At 67.4% G+C, this 17,990-nt stretch carries 16 protein-coding genes; 3 read left to right on the forward strand and 13 right to left on the reverse strand.

Going from position 1 to position 17,990, the window contains the following annotated elements; all coding sequences use genetic code 11:
• Positions 1–10: 10 nt before the first annotated feature.
• The 10 genes from ACFTWF_RS09920 to ACFTWF_RS09965 form a co-directional block, all read right to left on the reverse strand.
• Entirely contained in the window at positions 11–1,192 is a 1,182-nt protein-coding gene (locus tag ACFTWF_RS09920; protein WP_378461028.1) for an MlaD family protein, read from the reverse strand.
• On the reverse strand, positions 1,189–2,238 hold the full coding sequence (locus ACFTWF_RS09925) for an MCE family protein (protein WP_378461029.1): 1,050 nt from the start codon (positions 2,236–2,238) through the stop codon (positions 1,189–1,191). The genes ACFTWF_RS09920 and ACFTWF_RS09925 overlap by 4 nt, the downstream gene beginning before the upstream one ends.
• Entirely contained in the window at positions 2,235–3,326 is a 1,092-nt protein-coding gene (locus tag ACFTWF_RS09930) for an MCE family protein (RefSeq protein ID WP_378461030.1), read from the reverse strand. Before ACFTWF_RS09930 ends, ACFTWF_RS09925 begins: the two co-directional genes overlap by 4 nt.
• Positions 3,323–4,363, reverse strand: coding sequence for an MCE family protein (locus ACFTWF_RS09935; RefSeq protein ID WP_378461031.1), 1,041 nt, complete (start codon positions 4,361–4,363; stop codon positions 3,323–3,325). The genes ACFTWF_RS09930 and ACFTWF_RS09935 overlap by 4 nt, the downstream gene beginning before the upstream one ends.
• Positions 4,360–5,376: an MCE family protein gene (locus tag ACFTWF_RS09940; RefSeq protein WP_378461032.1), complete on the reverse strand. Its 1,017-nt coding sequence runs from the start codon at positions 5,374–5,376 to the stop codon at positions 4,360–4,362. The genes ACFTWF_RS09935 and ACFTWF_RS09940 overlap by 4 nt, the downstream gene beginning before the upstream one ends.
• Entirely contained in the window at positions 5,373–6,428 is a 1,056-nt protein-coding gene (locus ACFTWF_RS09945) for an MCE family protein (protein WP_378461033.1), read from the reverse strand. Before ACFTWF_RS09945 ends, ACFTWF_RS09940 begins: the two co-directional genes overlap by 4 nt.
• Positions 6,428–7,288: an MlaE family ABC transporter permease gene (locus ACFTWF_RS09950; protein ID WP_378461034.1), complete on the reverse strand. Its 861-nt coding sequence runs from the start codon at positions 7,286–7,288 to the stop codon at positions 6,428–6,430. The genes ACFTWF_RS09945 and ACFTWF_RS09950 overlap by 1 nt, the downstream gene beginning before the upstream one ends.
• Positions 7,288–8,097: an MlaE family ABC transporter permease gene (locus ACFTWF_RS09955; RefSeq protein WP_378461035.1), complete on the reverse strand. Its 810-nt coding sequence runs from the start codon at positions 8,095–8,097 to the stop codon at positions 7,288–7,290. The genes ACFTWF_RS09950 and ACFTWF_RS09955 overlap by 1 nt, the downstream gene beginning before the upstream one ends.
• Positions 8,098–8,162: 65 nt before the next feature.
• Positions 8,163–9,755 carry a fatty-acid--CoA ligase FadD5 gene (fadD5, locus tag ACFTWF_RS09960; RefSeq protein ID WP_378461036.1) on the reverse strand — a complete coding sequence of 531 codons (1,593 nt, stop codon included), beginning with the start codon at positions 9,753–9,755 and terminating at the stop codon, positions 8,163–8,165.
• 127 nt (positions 9,756–9,882) lie between these two features.
• A complete protein-coding gene (locus ACFTWF_RS09965) occupies positions 9,883–10,731 on the reverse strand; it encodes an enoyl-CoA hydratase (protein WP_378461037.1) in 849 nt (282 codons plus the stop codon).
• A gap of 272 nt (positions 10,732–11,003) precedes the next feature.
• Here ACFTWF_RS09965 and ACFTWF_RS09970 point away from each other — a divergent pair, with 272 nt between their 5' ends.
• A complete protein-coding gene (locus ACFTWF_RS09970) occupies positions 11,004–12,242 on the forward strand; it encodes a TetR/AcrR family transcriptional regulator (protein ID WP_378461038.1) in 1,239 nt (412 codons plus the stop codon).
• 63 nt (positions 12,243–12,305) lie between these two features.
• Here ACFTWF_RS09970 and ACFTWF_RS09975 read toward each other — a convergent pair whose 3' ends face one another.
• Both ACFTWF_RS09975 and ACFTWF_RS09980 read right to left on the reverse strand, forming a co-directional pair.
• Positions 12,306–13,235, reverse strand: coding sequence for an oxygenase MpaB family protein (locus tag ACFTWF_RS09975; protein WP_378461039.1), 930 nt, complete (start codon positions 13,233–13,235; stop codon positions 12,306–12,308).
• A 22-nt stretch (positions 13,236–13,257) separates the two neighbouring features.
• The gene (locus ACFTWF_RS09980; protein WP_378461040.1) at positions 13,258–14,790 is read right to left on the reverse strand and encodes an aldehyde dehydrogenase family protein; all 1,533 of its coding nucleotides are present in this window, start codon (positions 14,788–14,790) and stop codon (positions 13,258–13,260) included.
• Positions 14,791–14,948: 158 nt separating this feature from the next.
• Between ACFTWF_RS09980 and ACFTWF_RS09985 the strand changes: the two genes are divergently transcribed.
• Both ACFTWF_RS09985 and ACFTWF_RS09990 read left to right on the forward strand, forming a co-directional pair.
• The gene (locus ACFTWF_RS09985; RefSeq protein WP_378461041.1) at positions 14,949–16,091 is read left to right on the forward strand and encodes an acyl-CoA dehydrogenase family protein; all 1,143 of its coding nucleotides are present in this window, start codon (positions 14,949–14,951) and stop codon (positions 16,089–16,091) included.
• Positions 16,092–16,137: 46 nt separating this feature from the next.
• A complete protein-coding gene (locus ACFTWF_RS09990) occupies positions 16,138–16,833 on the forward strand; it encodes a GntR family transcriptional regulator (protein WP_378461042.1) in 696 nt (231 codons plus the stop codon).
• A gap of 27 nt (positions 16,834–16,860) precedes the next feature.
• Here the strand turns inward: ACFTWF_RS09990 and ACFTWF_RS09995 are convergent, their stop codons facing one another.
• Complete coding sequence (locus tag ACFTWF_RS09995; RefSeq protein WP_378461043.1) at positions 16,861–17,796, reverse strand: esterase/lipase family protein; 936 nt, start codon at positions 17,794–17,796, stop codon at positions 16,861–16,863.
• Positions 17,797–17,990 lie beyond the last annotated feature (194 nt).

The following is a 17,990-nucleotide window of genomic DNA, read 5'->3' on the forward strand; positions in this document are numbered from 1 at the left end:
GACCCGCGCCCTAACGCGGGGTGTGCCCCGTCAGCGGCGGCTCGATCACCAGCGGATCGTCCGCGGCCGGTGGACCGTAGACACCGCCGTTCCGCGTCGCGTTCTCCTGACCCAGGTCGTCGGGCCGTGGAACGTTCACCGCACCCCGCTGCTCGAGATACTGCTGCGACTGGCACGTCCAGTCCAGGGCGGGCCGACTCGGCTCCGCGTCCGTTACCAGACGGCGCGGGGCGTCGTACACGCACATCGGCCCCTGCGTTCCGACCAGCAGAAGGTCGGCGAGGCCGCCCTTTTCGATCGACGCGATCTTCGGCAGTGCGCCGGGCATGATCGTCAGGCCGTAGTCGAGGGAGGGCGTGCGGTCGCCGACGATCCGGGTGGGGAGAACAAGATTCGCCACCAGGGCGCCCAGCGAGTCCCGATTGCCCGAAAGCAACGCGTCCAGGCTCGCCATCGTCTGCGGTGAGCGCCCGAGCAGGTCGACGACGGCGGAGTCGTGGGCTCGCAATTCCTCGAGCACGCTGCGAGCGGTGCTCGCCGATTCCGGCAGCGCGGCGGTGAGGCCGTCCGCCGTATTCAGGAGCGGCATTCCCTTGTTCACTATGGTCGACAGTGCGTCGGTACGGGTTTCGAGGGTGCGGGCTATTTCGGCGGAACCGTCGAGCAGGTTCTGCAGGTCGGGTCCCGTGCCTCCGAAGGCGGTGCCGAACGTGTCCGCCAGCGAGGACAGGGCGGTGACGTCCATCGAGTCGACGAGGTCCGTGGTTTCGAGAAGGGTCGCGTCGAGCGAACGGGGGATGCCCTCCTCCGGAACGTCGACGACGTCGCCGTAGTACGGCGGGTCGGCACTGTCCGGCATGAGGTCGAGCGCCTGGATGCCGATCGCATTCTCGGTGGTGATCTTCGCGGTCGAGCCGGCAGGTACCCGGGTGCCGGGGTGCAGTTCGATCCCGAGGACGACGCCCGTCCCTTCGGGGTTCACGTCGACGGAGCTGATCGTGCCCACCCCGACGCCGCGATAGTTGACGGACGCCCCCTGCGCGAGGCCGGCGGCGTGGTCGAGCCGGGCACTCAGGTGAATGGGACGTCCGAACGTGTCCGGGCCGGTCACGTACCGCAGCCCGAACAGCATCGCGGCGATCGAGATCACGAGGAACAGCACCAGTTGTGCCACCACGTGACGTGTCATCATCGGACGCCACCCCCGAGCACCTCGGGCAGTGTGCGGGCTTCCGGCACCTCGAGCGGAGCAGATCCGGTCAACAGCTTGGCGATGACTGCGGTGACGTCGAACGTTCCGTCGAACGTGGTGTAGTCACCGGGTGTGGCGGCCGCGAATCCACCGAGAAACGTCGCCACCGAATTCAACGTCGGCGCGAGTTGCGATTCGAACCCGTCGAGTGCCGTGAGGACGGCACCCGCATCGCTGATCTCGGCGGACAACTCGGATCCGGCGCTGCCGAGGACGCGTTGCGCCTCGCGGCTGAGACGGGACGCCTCCCCCATCAGCGCGATGATCTGATCTCGTTGCGACACCAGGAGATCCACCGCCGGGGCCAGGCCTGTCATCGCCCGGTCGAGGACCGGTTGCCCGGCCGCGAGGTCCGCCGCGAAGGCATTGGACGCCACCATCGCCCGGTCGAGTTCGTCCCGATGGTCGTCGACGACCCCCAGTGTGTCGTTCAGCATGTCCACCAGTTCCCGCACCTTGTCCGAGCGGCCCGTGAAGGCGACGGTCAATTCGTTCATGATGGCGTGCATCTGGTCGATGCCGCTGCCGTTCAGCACGGTGGCCAGGGCGGCCAGCCCGCTCTCGATGTCGGGACCGCGCGACGTCCGGTCCAGGGGGATCGTGTCGCCCTCACTCATGGGTGCACCCGCCGCGTCCCCGACATCGAGCCGGACGAAGGGATTGCCGAGGGCCGTGGGTAATTCGATCCGGGCCGTCGCGTCCCGCGGTATCGGGACGTCGTCGCGGATCCGCATCTCGATCCGAGCGGTGAAGTTCCGGGTCGATACGTCCGAGACGCGGCCCACCACCTCCTGACCCACACGAACCTCGGCGCCGGGGACGACGCGATCCACTCCGTCGAACTGCGCGGAGATCTGATATGACGGCCCGTCCGGCGAACGCCCCACCGACAGATCCTGTAGGCTCAGCGAACACCCCGCGGCAGGCAACGCCACACCGACGACCAGCGCCGCCGTCAGCGACTTCGTCCTCGTCCGGATCGTCATCGTCCTCCGACCATGAGTTCGCGCAGCCCGAACGGGTCGGACATGCTGGGCGGAAACTGAATCGGGTTGGTGATTCCCGCTCCCCGGCAGAGAATCGGATCCACCACCGCGCACAGCGGGGACGTCGGCTCGGCCTGCGCGAGATTGGTGGAGATGTTCAGCCGGATGCGGGCACGCTGGTCCGGAGTGACCGCACGCGCGATGTTGTCGATCAACAGGGGCACCAGGTCCATGATCTCGGCGAGGTCGGTGTCGTGCCTCTGCAGCACCTCGCTCACTCCGGCGAGGTTGCCGATGCCGGCGCCGATGTCGCCGCCCCGTGCGGACACGAGCTGGTCGATCTGGTTCAGCAGCGCGGACAACTGGTCCACCGTGTCGCCGATCGCGAACGTCTGGCCGGCGAACTCGTCCCCGATCGCGGTGAGCGAACCGGCCAGCGAATCGACCTGCGCCTGACGCGCGGAGATCGTGTTCACGAGGACTTCGAGATTGTCGACGAGCGCGCCGACGTCCGCACTGTTGCCCGCGATCACCGAACTCGCCTGCGACAGTGTGCGGATCGCGTCGTTCATCGCGGGGCCGAGCCCGTCCGTAGACGCCGCCGCGGCCGAGATCGCGGCGCCGGCGTCGCCGCCGTCCGGGCCGAGAGTTTCGACCACGGTGTCGACGCTGTCCATCAGCTGGTCCCAGGTGATGGGCGAATGACTGCGTTCGGGTGGGATGGTCTGCCCACTCTCGAACACCGGTCCGCCGGTGTACGCGGGACCGAGTTCGACGAAGCGCTCCCCGATCGCGGACGTCACCAGCACGTACGCGTTCGCGTCCGCGGGCAGCACGACGTCCGGTGCGACGGACATCGTGACCATCACGGTCGCTCCTCTCGGCTCCACCGCCTCGACGGTGCCGACCGGAACTCCGAGAACCGAGACCTTCGTACCCGGGAACACGCCGTTGATGTAGGCGAATTCGGAGTGCACGACGATGGACGACGTGCGGAAGATCAGCAGCCAGCCGGCCACCACGATCGCCACCACGAGAGCGAGCACGCCACCGATCCCGGCGACTCTGCGCCCGACGCCCGCGGTCACGAGCACCCCGTGATCAGCCCGACGACGCAGAGCAGGTTGTCGGCGATCACGGCCGACGGTGCGGACACGTCGGCCCAGTCGCCGTTGCCGGTCGCGTTGACGAGCGCCCGCGCCGCAGGGGCACCCGTCGACAGCAGCGCGTCGAGGTTCGCGAGGTTCGCAGTGAGCCGGTCCGTCACCTGCCTCGCGTTCGCGAGCAGCGAGTCGAGTTCGACGGTGTTCTCGCCCAGGAACTGGGAGGCCTGTGCGACCAGCGCCTGCAGATCGTCGACCATCTGGCGGATGGCCGCGCGCCGGGTGGCGAGCGTGTTCATCACGACGTCCGCGTTGCCGAGCAGGGTGGTGAGCTGATCCCGTTGACCGACGAGCACGTTCGCCAGGGTCCGGGAACTGCCCAGCAACTGCGTGACCTGGTCGGCGTTCCTCGCCAGGATCGCGGACGCAGCACTCACACCCGCCAATGCCTCGCGGTTGAGGGTCGCGTCCTGCGGCACCGTGTCCGTCACGACCGTGAGCATCTTCTGCAATCCGTCGAGGTCGAGGTCGCCCGCGGTCTCGACGGCGGACGATCCGATGTCGTCGAGCGAGTACGGAACGCTGGTGCGGCTCAGCGGGATCACCCCATCGGTCTCGAGGTCGCCCGGTCCCGACGGTGACACGTCGAGATACCGCTTGCCGAGAATGGTCGCCAGCTTCACGCCCGCGGACGTCGTCGATCCGAGGTGGCGTTCACTGTCGAGACGGAAGTGCACGACCACGTGATCGCCCGCCAGATCGACCGCGGTCACCCGGCCGGCCGGGACACCCGCCACGTAGACGTAATCGGAGTCGGTGAGCCCCGCGGCGTTCGCGAGTTCCGCGGTGTATCCGTCGGTCCGCACGGCGAAGCTCACCCGTGGGATCACCAGAACCAGCGCCAGCGCCAGCGTCGCCGCGAGAATTCCGGCGATCCCGACGATCAGTGGGTTGACGGGCCGCACCCGCTGATTTCCGGCCAGCGCGTCCCAGACGTCGCGCACCTTGTCGGTGACACTCATCGGCAGTACCTCGAATGCAGGTCGGGACCGAGGGCACCTTCGCGACCGTCGACGTTGACGATGAAGGTGCACAGGTAGATGTTGAGCCACGAGCCGTACGAGCCCGAGCGGTCGACGGACGAGAAGAATTCCGGCATGGCCACCATGAGGTGGTCGAATTCCGGGTCGGCGCCCAGCATCGCCCCCGTCAGCGAGTGGAGTTGTTCCACGTTGCGGCTGAGCTCCGGGACGCGGCCGTCCACGATCTGCAGCGCCGACCGGCTGACCGCCGCACTCTGGTCCAGGGTGTCCATGAGAACCTGGTTGTTCTCGGCGAGCATTCCGGTGAATTGGGTGAGGCCGTCGACGAGGTGGGACAGTTCGGGACCCCGCGCCGCGGCCGTTCCGACCACCACCTCGAGGTTCCGGATGAGATCGCCGATGAGCTGATCGTGATTCGCCAGGTTGCCGGTGACGTCCGCGACCCTGCGCAGCAGGGTTTCCATGCTCGCCTTCCTGCCGTCGAACACGGCGACGACCTCGGTGGCGAGCGCGTTGACCTGCTTCGGGTCGATGGCGTCGAACAGTGGCTTGAATCCGTTGAAGAGACTGGTGAGATCGAGTGCGGGCGACGTGCGGTCGAGCGGGATCGTGTCGCCCTCCGCGAGCGTGCCCTCGCCCGACGGTCCGGCCGCCAGATCGAGATACCGGACCCCGAGCAGGTCGCCGTATCGGATCGCGACGGTGGTGTCGGCGGGAAGCTCCTGATCGCGTTGCACCTCGAAATCCACTAGGGCCGTGGCGCTTCCGACGGCGCCGTCGACGATGCCGATCGAATCGACACGTCCGACCCGCACACCGGCGATGGTGACGTCGCTACCGGGGGTGACACCTTGCGCGTCGGTGAACAACGCCCTGTACGTCACGGTCTTCCCTTCGACCGGCACCCGTAGGGTGTTGACCACGAGGACTGCCGACAGGATGCCGAGGACGGCGAAGACCGCCAGTTTGATTGCCGAGTTGCGGACGCTCATCCTCCGTCACCGCCTCCGCAGTTCGGTCCGCTCACGCCGGTGTACCGCGGGCAGTCGGCCGACGTGTACGGCCGCGGGTTGGACAGGTCGGCGGCGACCCGGACCGCGAACTTCCCGGTGGAGAAGACGGCGGCGCCGGCGTCGCCGAACGGGCCCGCCTCGTCGAGGGTGGCTCGCAGAAGATCCGACTTGCTGGCCATGGCGCCCAGCGTCGGCGAGATGTTCAGGGCCACCGCGATCATGTTGTCCGCGTTCTGTTCCAGTACGTCTCCGGAGTTCCTCGACACGACGAACGAGGCTGCGAGGAATCCGGTGAAGCTGTCGGCGTTCTCGACGAGAGTGTTCGACAGAGACACCGCCGCGGCGTCCATGGTGGCGAGGACGTCCGGCGCTGCCGCGGCCAGCTGCTCACCGATCCGGGCGATCTGCGGCGCCCGCTCCGCGACCGAATCGACGAGAGGCGCAGTCGATGTCGCGACCGCGTGGAGACTGTCGATCGTGTGTCCCAGCTGTTCACCGCGTCCGCGCAGCGCGTCGGCGACCGCGCTCAGCGCCGCCTGCATCTGCTCCGGCTTCACCCGCGACAGCATGTCGTAGACCTTCGAGTACAGGTCGTACATCTGGACGGTCGCGGCCGAGGTGTCGGGTTGCAGACGGGCGCCCGCCTCGAGTCGCGCGCCGCCGGTTCCGGCGGTCGACACCAACTCGACGTTCTGGTCGCCGAACAGTGTGCGGGGCACTACCCGCACCTGAACGGACGCCGGAATGTTGTGCATCTGCTCGGGGCGAAGGGTGATGTCCATGCCCGTCTCGTCCATTCCGGGGTCGACACTCGACACGGTTCCGACGGCCGCACCCTTGTAGGACACCGTGGTGTGGGATTTCACGGCACCGGCGGCGGCCGGAAGGGTCGCCGTCACCACGGGATCGGTGACAATGGCACCGGTGCCGAGACCGACCAGCGCTGCCGATCCCAGGATCAGGACCGCCACGCCGATCACCCCCCGCGCGGCGAGTGCGCCGTTACCCGGACCTCCCGGGCGGCCGCGCATCACGGCAGTCCCAGGGCAGGTGCGGACGGGACGAGACCCCACAACGTCAGGGTCAGCAGCAGATCGACGATGCCGATGGCGAGGATGCTCGTCCGCAGCGCCCGCCCGGCCGCCCGGCCGACGCCTTCCGGGCCACCGTACGCGTGGTATCCGTACGAGCAGTGCACCAGCGCGATGATCGTCGCGAACACGACGGCCTTGACGAACGAGTACACGACGTCGGTGGGGGTGAGCATGAGATGGAAGTAGTAGTCGTAGGTTCCGGCCGACTGTCCGCTCAACGTGACGATCACCAGCCGCGACGCCAGATACGACGACAGCAGCCCGACGACGTACAGCGGCACCACACAGATCAGGCACGAGACGAGTCGTGTGCTCGCGAGGAAGGGCAGCGAGGGGATCGCCATCGCGTCGAGCGCGCTGATCTCCTCCGAGATGCGCATGGCGCCGAGCTGCGCCGTGAACCCGGTCCCCACCTTCGCCGCCAGCGCGATGCTCGCGATCACCGGCGCGAGTTCGCGGGTGTTGAGGATCGCCGACAGAAGCCCGGACAGCGATCCCATGCCGAGCAGGTCGAGCCCGCGCAGTCCCTCGATGCCCACCTGTGTGGCGGCGACCGCGGACATCGCGAAGACGACACCGATTGCGCCGCCGCCGGCGAGCAGTGTGGCGCCGCCGAAACTGATGTCGCCGATCTGGCGCATGATGTGCCGCCAATACTTCACGACCGCGAGCGGGACCCCGGCGATCACGCTGCCGTAGAACGTGAACTCGCGCCCCAGACCCGTCACCACGTCCAGCGGCTGACGGGCCCGGGACCGTACCCACCGGGCGCCCGGCCATCGGGTGCTCACGACCATCAGTAACCACCTACCGGGACGACGAGAACGGAATAGAGCTGACTGAGCACGGTGTTGACGATGAAGACCAGGATGAAGGCGAGCACCACCGCCTCGTTGACGGCATCGGCGACACCGCTCGGGCCGCCCTTGGCGTGCAGCCCCTTGAAACTGGCGACGAGCGCCGACGTCACCGCGAACGCCATCGACTTGACGAGGGCGACCACGAAATCCGACAACCGCGTGTACTGCGACAGTGCCGTGAGAAAGCTTCCCGCCGAACTGTTCTGGACGACCACCTGGAACAGGAAACAGGCCGACACCCCGACTGCGGTGACCATCGCGCAGAGAGCGACGCCGACGATCACCGCCGCGAACACGCGCGGGACCACGAGCCGCTCGATCACGTTGAGTCCGAGGACCTCCATGGCCTCGACCTCCTCGCGGATCGTTCGCGAGCCGAGGTCGGCGCAGATCGCGGAGCCGCCGACTCCGGCGAGCATCAGCGCGCACACCAGCGCGGACGCCTGCCCGACGATCACGAACCCCACGACCGCCCCGGTGTACCCCTCGGCGCCGAGCTGACCGGCGAGGCTACCGATCGTGACGGCGATGAGGACGCCGATGGGGATCATCAGCAGCAGGGCGGGCGCCGACGTGACCGACGCGATCCGCCAGGCCTGGTCCAGCAGTTCCCGCCAGGCCAGCTTGCGCCGCACCAGAACTCGCACCGCGGTTACCGTCGTCGCGATCGAGAATCCGATGAGTGCGCCTACTTCGTTGGCGAAGTGACTCACAGGCCCTTTGGCGGGTGGCAACTCGAATGTCACGCGGTCCTCCCCCGGCGCCGGTCACCGCACTGCGGCGACCGGCCTCGAGTCTGCTCGATACGGGGTCAGACGACCGCGACGCCGGTTGCGCCGTGCGCCTTTCGGAGTTCGCCCTTGACGACCTTGCCGCTGGCGTTTCGGGGCAGTGCGTCGACGATCACGACGTCCTTGGGGTGCTTGTACCGGGCGAGTTTGTCGTCGAGCCATGCCGCGAGTTCGTCGACGGTGAGGTCGGATCCTTCGCCGTCGAGTACGACGACGGCGACGGGCACCTCGGTCCATTTCGGATCGGGTCGCCCGACGACGGCCGCCTCGCGGATCCGCGGATGCCCGAACAGGACGTTCTCGACCTCGGCGCAGTAGATGTTCTCGCCGGCGGAGATGATCATGTCCTTCTTCCGGTCGACGACGTAGACGAATCCTTCGTCGTCCTGGCGGACCAGATCTCCGGAGTGGAACCATCCACCGGCGAATGCGTCGGCGGTGGCGGCCGGGTTCTGCCAGTACTCGCGCATCATCGTCGGTCCGCGGTACACGATTTCGCCGACGGTCCCGGGGATGACGTCGTTCATGTCGTCGTCGACGACGCGCGTCTGGATCGTCGGGATCGGCTTGCCCACCGAGCCCAGTTTGCGGATCGCGTCGTCCCCGTCGAGGACGCACGTGATGGGCGACATCTCGGTCTGCCCGAACACAGCGACGACGAGCGCCTGCGGGAACGTGTCCGCCATGGCGCGCAGCACCGTGTCCGACGCGGGCGCCGCGCCCCAGCTGATGACGCGGAGGGCGAGGTCGCGTGTCCGCACCGTCGGGTCGGCGCAGACGGCCTGCCACTGCACCGGCACGAGGAAGACCGTCGTGATCCGCTCCTGCTCCCACACGTCGAGCATCTCGGTGGGGTTGAACGCCTTGAGCGGGTGAATCACCGTGGTACTGCCGAGCATCAGCATCGGGGCGACGGAACCGAGTGCAGCCACGTGAAAGACGGGGGACGCGAGGAACCCGACGTCGCCGCCGCCGTCATAACGCATCGCGCGGATGCAGGTGATGGATTGTCCGACCATGTTCGAGTGCGAGAGCACCGCCCCCTTGGGGGTACCCGTCGTTCCGGACGTGTAGAGGATCAGCGACGGTGTGTCCTCCGGCAGATCGACGGGCGCATGCGCCGGGCCGGCCTCCGACACGAGCTGCTCGTAGCCGAGCACGTCGCCTTCCGTGTCGGCGCCCATGTTCACGACCAGACCCAGTTCAGGAACGTCCTGCCGCACCGCGGCGACCAGTGGTGCGAGCGCGGGCTCGGTGAACACGGCATGGGCCCCCGAGTCACGGGCGATGAACGCGACCTCGGGCGGGGTGAGCCGGAAGTTGACGGGGACCGCGATGGCGCCGAGCGCATTGATCGCGAGGACCGCCTCGAAGAACTCGGTGCGGTTGAGGGTGAGCAGCAGGACACGGTCGCCGAAGTTCACGCCGCGCCGGGACAGTGCGCCGGCGAGCGCCTCCGAGCGGTCGTGCAATTCGCGCCAGGACGTGCTGTGGCCGAGAAAGCGGAACGCGGCCTGATCGGGCTTCGTCTCCGCGTGCGTCGCAACCCAGTTGTTCCAGTGGTTGCGCCGGGATTGCAGTGGCTGCTCCAGCAGCTCGCTACCTGATGACATGTGGTGGGTGGTCCCTTCGCTGTACTCGTATCCGGCGCCCGTGTGCCCGTCCGGACCTTCACCGAGCTGTGACGAGTATTACAGATCTCGACATCTATCGGAACAGTTTTGTTAACCGCAATTCGCATCAGCTTCGGAAGTTCGGGGCGCGTTTCTCCAGCATCGCGGTGACACCTTCGACGAAGTCGGGTCCCTGCAGAAGTTCCGCCTGGCCCGCCTTCTCGCGGTCGAGCGACGCGTCCAGAGCTGTCAGGGTCGCGGCGGTGAGCGCCCGCTTGGTGAGTGCGATCGCCCGCCCCGGCCCCCGGGCCAGCCGGGCCGCCACGGCCTCGACGTGCGCGGCGAGTTCGTCCGGAGGAAGGACACCCGCGATCAGGCCTTCCCGCTCCGCCTCCGAAGCGGGTAAGCGCTCCCCGAGAAGGGCCATCCGGGTGGCCCGTGCCCGGCCGATGGACGCCGCGATCAGGGCAGTGGATCCGCCGTCGGGCATCAGCCCGATGTTGACGAATGCGAGGAGCAGATACGCGTTGTCGGCGGCATACGTCAGATCGGCCGTCAGGGCGATGGACGCGCCGACCCCCGCGGCGGCTCCGTTCACCTGGGCGATGACCGGCACCGGTAACTCGACGACGGCACGAATCACCCTGTTGGCGGCGTCCATCACCACCTCGGCCGGCGCTTCCCGGCCTCCGGCCGCGGCCGCCGCCGCGAGATCGGCTCCCGTGCTGAACGCCCTGCCCGCTCCCGCGATGACCACGACACGAACCGAGGCGTCCGTGGCGGCCGCGGTGAGCACGTCGCCCAGCGCCGACATGTGCGTCAGGTCGAGGGCATTCATCCGATCGGGCCGGTCGATCGTGATCCGGAGGATGCCGGTCTCGTTGACGACGTGCAGCCCGTCGGCGGTCGACGGGGTGAACTGACGACGATCGACTCCCGCATCGGAGCGGTGTCGTGACTGCCCCCGCCAACTCATGATCCAGCTACCTCCGATTGTTCGAGATGTGACGTCCAGGAGCGCACGGTCGTCGCGATACCGCGAACGAATGCGAATTTCCGTTAACTTATTCGGTGGGTTCCATGAGTGTCAATACCCTTCTGACGCATGATCGACCAGATTCACCGGGACTTTCCACGCATGGTGCGCGATGTCCTGTCCACACTCAACCCTCAACCGATCCGACGATGCGAAAGTCTCGGTTAAGATCATCGACAGCTAAACTGGCGGATGACTGCCGATTACTGGAGGTGACCGTGGCTCGGACCAGCGCGGCGGCCGGTGCCGCCACCGAGCGGCCGATCCGCCGTCGCCCGAAGAATCGCAAGGCCCAGATCGCGAACGTCGCAGCCGAAGCCTTCAGCGAGCGCGGCTACCATGCGGTCGGCGTCGACGAGATCGCGGCGACCATCGGGATCTCCGGTCCGGCCCTCTACCGGCATTTCCCGAACAAGTACGCCCTGCTCGTGCACGCGGCCACGACGACTGCCGACGCACTGCAGGCCGCGGCGGACGGCGCGCTCGACGCCGTCGCCGAACTGGGCCCCGCAGACCGGCTCGACCATTTGATCTCCGCGCTCGTCGCCAACAGCATCGAGCACCGCAAGGTCGCCGGACTCTACCGCTGGGAGGGCCGGTACCTCGAGGCCGGCGACCGCACCCGGATCCGTTCGGTGTTCGTCCACGTCACCCAGTGCGTGGCGGCGCCGCTGCGGGAGATCCGTCCCGAACTCACCGCCGTCGACGCCACGACGCTGGGCGCGGCGACCCTGAGTGTGATGGCGAGCATCAGCGCGCACCGGACCACTCTCGCGACACGCCGGCTCGGCGCGCTCCTGAAGTCGGCGTGCGAATCGATACTCGATGCGTCGCTCCCGCCCGCCGTCGCCGACGACGGCGCGGACTCGGGCACGAGTGGCGTCCGGGGCCTGGCCGTGACGTCCAAACGCGAACTGCTGATCATCGAGGCCGTGAAGATCTTCGACCGGCACGGCTACCACGACTCGAGCATCGAGGAGATCGGCTCCGCCGCCGGCATCAACGCCTCGAGCGTGTACCGCCACTTCCCCAGCAAGGCAGACCTTCTCGCGGCCGTCTTCTACCGCGCCTCCGATCGGCTGGCCGTGGCCACCTCGGCTGCCCTGTCCACCGCCACCGACCCCGAGGACGCGCTGCGCAAGCTCGCCGAGTCCTACCTCGAACTGTCGTTCCGGAATCCGGAAGTGCTGTCGGTGTACTTCGCCGAGATCGGCAACCTCCCCAAGAACGAGCGGACCAACCTGCGCAACGTGCAGCGCCTGCACGTCGAGGAATGGGTCCATCTGGTGACGGCGGTGCGGACCGAACTGTCGGCGGCGGAGGCGCGGTTCCTGGTACACGCGGCGCTGGGGCTGGTCCTCGACATCGGCCGCCTGGTCCACTTCGACACCCGCGAGGAGTCGCGGGCACGCCTGCACACCCTGATGACGGCCGTGCTCCTGGGCCACTGAGCACCTGAGCACCTGAGTCGATCGTTCCGTGCCCCCGAACGGTTCGCCCGGGGGCACGGAGCATCAGGCTGCGCGACGACTCCCGCGATCATTGTCGTTGTCCGCTCCCAGGTCCCGGGGGCGGTAGCCCACCGGATATCCAGGGTAACTGCGGTTGTGCGGATCCCGCGCGGCCTTCGACACCCGGCGTGGCGGCAGGATGCGCACGAGCCGAGCCCGGACCCGCAGCGCGCGGCGGGACGCCCTCTGCAGCAGGTGCGGGGCGGCGGGGAAGCCGAAGGCCGCCAGCATCATCGGGTCGAGAAGCGAGTACACCCCCTGCGCGACGAACGGCCGGAGCGGCGCCGGAAACCAGGAACAGAACAACTTCAGCGTGTAGGTGCCGACCCGGTGATTGTCGTCGGTGTACTGGAAGTGCCTCTGCTCGTAGTCGGTCTTGAACCGATAGAAGTCCGCGTAGCTCTCGGGAATGTTCTTGATTCCCATCCGAATTCCCACCTGTCGATAGAAGTGGAAGCACGCGAGGCGCTCGTTCGGGGTCAGCCGCCGCCACCCGAACCGGTCGATCCAGTCGATCGGCTCGTAGATGAAGGTGGTCAGCACGTACAGCATGTCGTCGTTGTCGATGTCGTATTTGCCGTGCATGCGGTTCACGACGCGCAGCGACTCTATGCCGCGCTCGGAGTCGTAGCCGTGTTCGACGAGTTCGGCCATCAGGAGTGCGGTGTCGTCGTACCGCTTCTGGGGACGCTTCTCGAATTCACCGGTGCGTTGCAGCAGTTCGGAGATGGTGGGGACGCAGTACGTTCGGAAGAGCGCGAACTCGAGCGACCGCTGGTAGTCCCACGGAAACTCGTAGCCGGCTGTGATGCGGTGGATCTCCTGGTGATCCCGGACCGGATCGAGTTCGTCGACGCGCCGCTGCCAGCCGTGCCTGCCCCGCGGAACCCCGCCCGGCATGGCGGGGTAGGCGCGCTTCGTCTTCGTCAGCATGTGGTGCCTTCCTCCCGTGCGATCAGCGTCCGTGGCGGTTCTTCAGCATCCAGGCCGAGATCTTCATGTCCCGCGACTTGCGTTGCATGGTCAGCAGATTCAGGGGCGCCGCAAATTTCTGCCGGGCGATGGACTTGACCCGGCTGAATTCACGCAGTCCGTCCGCTCCGTGGATGCGGCCGAAACCCGAGTCGCCGACGCCACCGAACGGCAACGCCGCCACCCCGGCGAATCCGAGCACCGATCCGATCGTCACGACGCCGACGCGGAGCTTCTCGGCCACCTGCATCGCCTTGTTCGCATCCTTCGTGAAGATGGATGCGCCGAGCCCGAACGTGGTGCCGTTGGCCTTCGCCACCGCGTCGTCGAGGCTCGCGACCTTGTTGACGACGACCGTCGGGCCGAACGTCTCCTCACGGATCGCGGCGCTGTCCTCGGGAACGCCGGTGAGCACGATCGGCCCCACGTATCCGTCCCTGATGGAGTCGAGTCCGCCCACCACCGCTGATCCGCCCTTGTCGAGCGCATCCCGGACGTGGCCGCGGACGACGTCCGACTGACTGGTCATCGTCATCGGACCGTAGGAGGCGTCCCGTGGGCCCGGCCGCAGCACCCTCGCTTTCTCGGCGACCAGCCGGACGAACTCGTCGTACACCGAGTCGACGACGTAGATGCGTTCGACTCCCGCGCACGTCTGCCCGGCGTTGCCCATCGCCCCGAACACCGCGAATCCGGCCGCCTCGTCGAGGTTCGCGTCGGCGGCGACGATCATGGCGTCCTTGCCGCCGGCCTCCACGACCAGAGGTGTCAGCGTCTCGGCGCACGCCGACATGACGCGTTTGCCGGTGGCGGCGGACCCGGTGAAGGCGATCTTGTCGACGCCGGCCGCGACGAGGGCCGAACCGGTGGACCCGTCGCCGGTGACCACCTGCAGGACAGGCTGATTGGGAACGAGGGCCGCCCACTTGTCGGCGAGCCACACCGCGACGCCGGGGGTGAGTTCGCTGGGCTTGAAGACGACGGTATTACCTGCGGCCAGCGCGTAGGAGATGGAACCCATCGGCGTGTAGACGGGATAGTTCCAGGGTCCGATGACGCCGACGACACCCATCGGTTCGTAACCGACGCTACTGGCCTGGTTGGCACTGACCAGGCCTGACGGCACCTTACGACGCTTCAGCACCTTGCCCGCATTCTTCGCGGCCCAGTCGAGATGTTCGATGGCGAGCATGACCTCGAGGAGTGCGTCGTCGTACGGCTTGCCGGTCTCGGCGGCGACGAGCGCGGCGAGTTGCTCGCCGTCGCGGGCCATCGACTTCTTCCAGTCGAGGAGCCATTGCTTGCGGCCGTCGAACCCGAGCGCGTTCCACCATTTCGCGGCGGCTCGGGCGGCGTCGACCGCCGCGCGCACCTGCTTCTCCCCCTGGATCGGGTATTCGGCCAGAACGTCGCCGGTGCGCGGGTCCAGGGACGAGAACGTCGTCGGCGCAGGCTCCGTTCCGGCCGCGGGCTGATCGTCGGGTGTCGTGTCGGTCGTCTCCGCCTGCTGTGACATGTCGATATCCTCCCTCGCGATCACATCAAATATATGTGATGTGATGTAATGTAGTGGACATCACAGTATGTGGCAGACCCCACCGCGGCAAGCCCCGTCCCGTCACCATCGGCCGTCCGATTCGCCGGCCGAATCACCCCTCGAGGAGTCCCCCGGACATGAGCGTCGAATTCACCAGTGAACAGAAGGACTTCGCGGCAGCGATCGCCGATTTCTGCAAGCGTGAGAGCGGTACCCGCGAACAGCGCGACCGGCTGACGAACCACGGCGAGCACAACCACAACCAGGGCCTGTACGAGAAGATGGCCAAGCTCGGGTGGCTGGGCATCACGATCCCCGAGGAGTACGACGGCTCGGCGGCCAGCCACGTCGACATGTGCATCCTGCTGGAAGAGGCCGCCAAAGGCATGGCGCCCATCGGCGGAATCGGACCGACCCTCATCACAGGTGGGGCGTACGCCAAGTTCGGAACCGATGCCCAAAAAGACGTCGTGCTGCGCGGCATCGTCGCAGGCCGGTCACAGTCGATCTCGATGTCCGAGCCGGAAGCCGGATCCGACGTCGGCAATCTCAGCACCCGCGCGGAGAAGACAGCCGACGGCTGGGTGATCAACGGCCAGAAGACGTGGTGCTCCAACGCGCACTTCGCCGACAACATCCTGCTCGTTGCCCGCACCGGGCGCGGCGACGGCAAGCACGAAGGCCTGACGATGTTCCACGTCCCCGCGGACACCGCCGGGCTGAAGATCAGCGGCATCGACACCATGGGCGGCAAGGAGGTCAACGACCTCTACTTCACCGATTGTGCGCTCCCCGAGGACGCCGTGGTCGGCGAGGTCGGCAACGGGTGGCGGCAGCTGATGACGGGCCTGAACTTCGAGCGTCTCATCCTCGCGGCCATGATGCTCGGCACGGCGCAACGCGCGTTCGCCGACACCCTCGACTTCGTCACCCAGCGCAAGCAGTTCGGGCGGCCCGTCGGATCGTTCCAGGCGCTACGGCACCGGATCGCCGATCTCGCGACGGAAATCGAGTGCTGCAAGCTCCTCGTCTACAGCGTCGCTAAGGACGTCGATGCGAACCCGGGCAAGATGCTGGCCCGCGAGGCGTCGATGGCCAAACTGAAGGTCACGGAGACGGCGAAGAAGGTTGCGCTCGAGGGCATGCAGATGATGGGCGGGTACGGCTACGCCACCGAGTTCGACATGGAGAAGCATGTGCGCTCCACCATAGTGTCCAGCATCTACGGTGGTACCAACGAGATTCAGCGCGACATCATCGGCAAGACCTACGGCTTGTAAGCACCCCCGGCGGTTTATGCTGTGTGCCGCATCGAAGGAGTTCTCCATGGCATCGCCCTCCGTGTCACGATCCTCAGCGGGCCGCACCCTGCGCCGCCGGCCCCAGTTGTCGGACGACGTCGCCGTGCACGTCCGGAACCTGATCATGTCCGGGGGCGTCCGCCCGGGTGACTTCATCCGTCTCGACGAGACCGCGGCCGAGTTGGGCGTCAGCGTCACACCGGTACGTGAGGCCCTCCTGACTCTGCGCGGCGAGGGGCTCGTCGAACTGGTCCCCCACCGCGGGTACGTGGTCGCCCCGCTCAGCCGCGAGGACATCCACGATCTGTTCTGGTTGCAGGGCCAGATCGCGGAGGAGCTCGCCGTCCGGGCGACGCGGTCCGCCACCCCGGAGGCCGTCGACGAACTGACTGCGATCAACGGCAAGCTGCGGCGCGCCGTCGAGGACGGCGACGCCGATCGCATCGAGGATCTCGAGTTCACGTTCCACCGGGTCATCAACCGCCTGGCCGATGCGAGCAAGCTGTCGTGGTTCCTGCTCAGCGCCACCCGGTACACCCCGGTGCAGTTCTATTCGTCCGATCCGGCCTGGGGCGAATCGGCGGTCGAGAGCCATCGCCGTCTCATCGCGGCCCTGGCCGACGGCAAGGCCGACGTCGTGGGCGCCGAGAACAAGGCGCACTTCATCGACGGCGCGCAGCGACTGGTCAAGCATCTCGACGACGTCGGCATCTGGGACTGACCGGCCTCGCCGATCACCCGCACCGGGTCAGCACGGCGCGGGGTTGCGGACTCCGTAGGTGGGGTCCAGCGCCTGCTGGATGATGTACACGGCCCGGGGGTCGGTGGTGAGCTGGTTGTGTTCCGCCGCGTTCGCGGCGCATCCGTCCTGCAGCCAGACGTTGTGCACGACGGCCCCCGGACCGGGCGTCAGAAACGTGTTCTCGGGCGGAGTCGACACGGTGTCGGCGCGGCTCGCGACAACCGTGTAGACGATGCCCGGGTCGGTGTCGCCCCCCGCGTTGAGCACCTGCAGGAAGGGCGACCCCACCATCTGCTGGATATAAGACGGTCCGACCGTGACACCGGCGAGCGTCGTGACAGGCACGCCCAGCGCCTGCGCGATCGCGCCGAGCGTCTGGACGTCCCCGAAGCTGGTTCCGTGGTTGGTGGCGCCGAGTGTGACGAGCGAGTGCACCTTGTTCAGCGCGGGGTTGGTCCGGTCGGCGCCGCCGTCGAACCGCAGGTACTGGCGGGACACGGTGCCACCGAGTGAGTGCCCGATCATGTCGACCTGCTGGGCGCCGGTGGCGGTGCGGACCTGGTCGACGAACCCGGCGAGCTGCTGAGCGGACTCCGCGATGTCGGCGCCGCCGAACATGCGCATCATGTTGCCCTCGGTCAGGCCCGCAGCTTGTCCATAGTTGAGAGCGAACACACAATACCCCTGCGCGGTGAGTGCCGGGGCGAGGTCCTTCCACGTTCCCAGCATGCCGGTCCAGGTGCCGTGCACCAGCACGACGGGGCGAGGATGCGCCACGGATGGCTTACAGCTCCAGTCGTTCGCCCCGGGCAGCACGGACGGATCGACCGCGGGCGCGGGTTCCGCGTCCACGGGGTCCGCTGCCGCCGGCGCCGCACTGCAGAACGCAACGATGCCTGCCAGCACGAACAACAGAGCCCTACTGGCCGACGATATACGCATATTCCTCGTATCCTGAGTTGGCGGAAATAGACTTCAGGTTACGTTAGCCAACCGTCCATCAAAGTCTCAACTCGAGATCGAGACTCTGGGGGTGATAACCCACCTGGTTCGTGCGCCACCGGTCCGGACAGCACCTGTCGGCCATCCGGAAGACCCGTGGAAACGAACCACCAATGACACACGATAGTCGGGAT

Source organism: Rhodococcus sp. NPDC056960, from assembly GCF_042674125.1.
Classification (GTDB): domain Bacteria; phylum Actinomycetota; class Actinomycetes; order Mycobacteriales; family Mycobacteriaceae; genus Rhodococcus_F.

What these genes read in the sequence shown, in the direction of transcription:
- ACFTWF_RS09945 (WP_378461033.1), bottom strand. Translation starts at nt 6,428, where the DNA reads ATGCGCGGCCGCCCGGGAGGTCCGGGTAACGGCGCACTCGCCGCGCGG.
- ACFTWF_RS09985 (WP_378461041.1), top strand. Translation starts at nt 14,949, where the DNA reads ATGAGCGTCGAATTCACCAGTGAACAGAAGGACTTCGCGGCAGCGATC.
- ACFTWF_RS09995 (WP_378461043.1), bottom strand. Translation starts at nt 17,796, where the DNA reads ATGCGTATATCGTCGGCCAGTAGGGCTCTGTTGTTCGTGCTGGCAGGC.
- ACFTWF_RS09940 (WP_378461032.1), bottom strand. Translation starts at nt 5,376, where the DNA reads ATGAGCGTCCGCAACTCGGCAATCAAACTGGCGGTCTTCGCCGTCCTC.
- ACFTWF_RS09990 (WP_378461042.1), top strand. Translation starts at nt 16,138, where the DNA reads ATGGCATCGCCCTCCGTGTCACGATCCTCAGCGGGCCGCACCCTGCGC.
- ACFTWF_RS09925 (WP_378461029.1), bottom strand. Translation starts at nt 2,238, where the DNA reads ATGACGATCCGGACGAGGACGAAGTCGCTGACGGCGGCGCTGGTCGTC.
- ACFTWF_RS09950 (WP_378461034.1), bottom strand. Translation starts at nt 7,288, where the DNA reads ATGGTCGTGAGCACCCGATGGCCGGGCGCCCGGTGGGTACGGTCCCGG.
- ACFTWF_RS09975 (WP_378461039.1), bottom strand. Translation starts at nt 13,235, where the DNA reads ATGCTGACGAAGACGAAGCGCGCCTACCCCGCCATGCCGGGCGGGGTT.
- ACFTWF_RS09935 (WP_378461031.1), bottom strand. Translation starts at nt 4,363, where the DNA reads ATGAGTGTCACCGACAAGGTGCGCGACGTCTGGGACGCGCTGGCCGGA.
- fadD5 (WP_378461036.1), bottom strand. Translation starts at nt 9,755, where the DNA reads ATGTCATCAGGTAGCGAGCTGCTGGAGCAGCCACTGCAATCCCGGCGC.
- ACFTWF_RS09980 (WP_378461040.1), bottom strand. Translation starts at nt 14,790, where the DNA reads ATGTCACAGCAGGCGGAGACGACCGACACGACACCCGACGATCAGCCC.
- ACFTWF_RS09920 (WP_378461028.1), bottom strand. Translation starts at nt 1,192, where the DNA reads ATGATGACACGTCACGTGGTGGCACAACTGGTGCTGTTCCTCGTGATC.
- ACFTWF_RS09965 (WP_378461037.1), bottom strand. Translation starts at nt 10,731, where the DNA reads ATGAGTTGGCGGGGGCAGTCACGACACCGCTCCGATGCGGGAGTCGAT.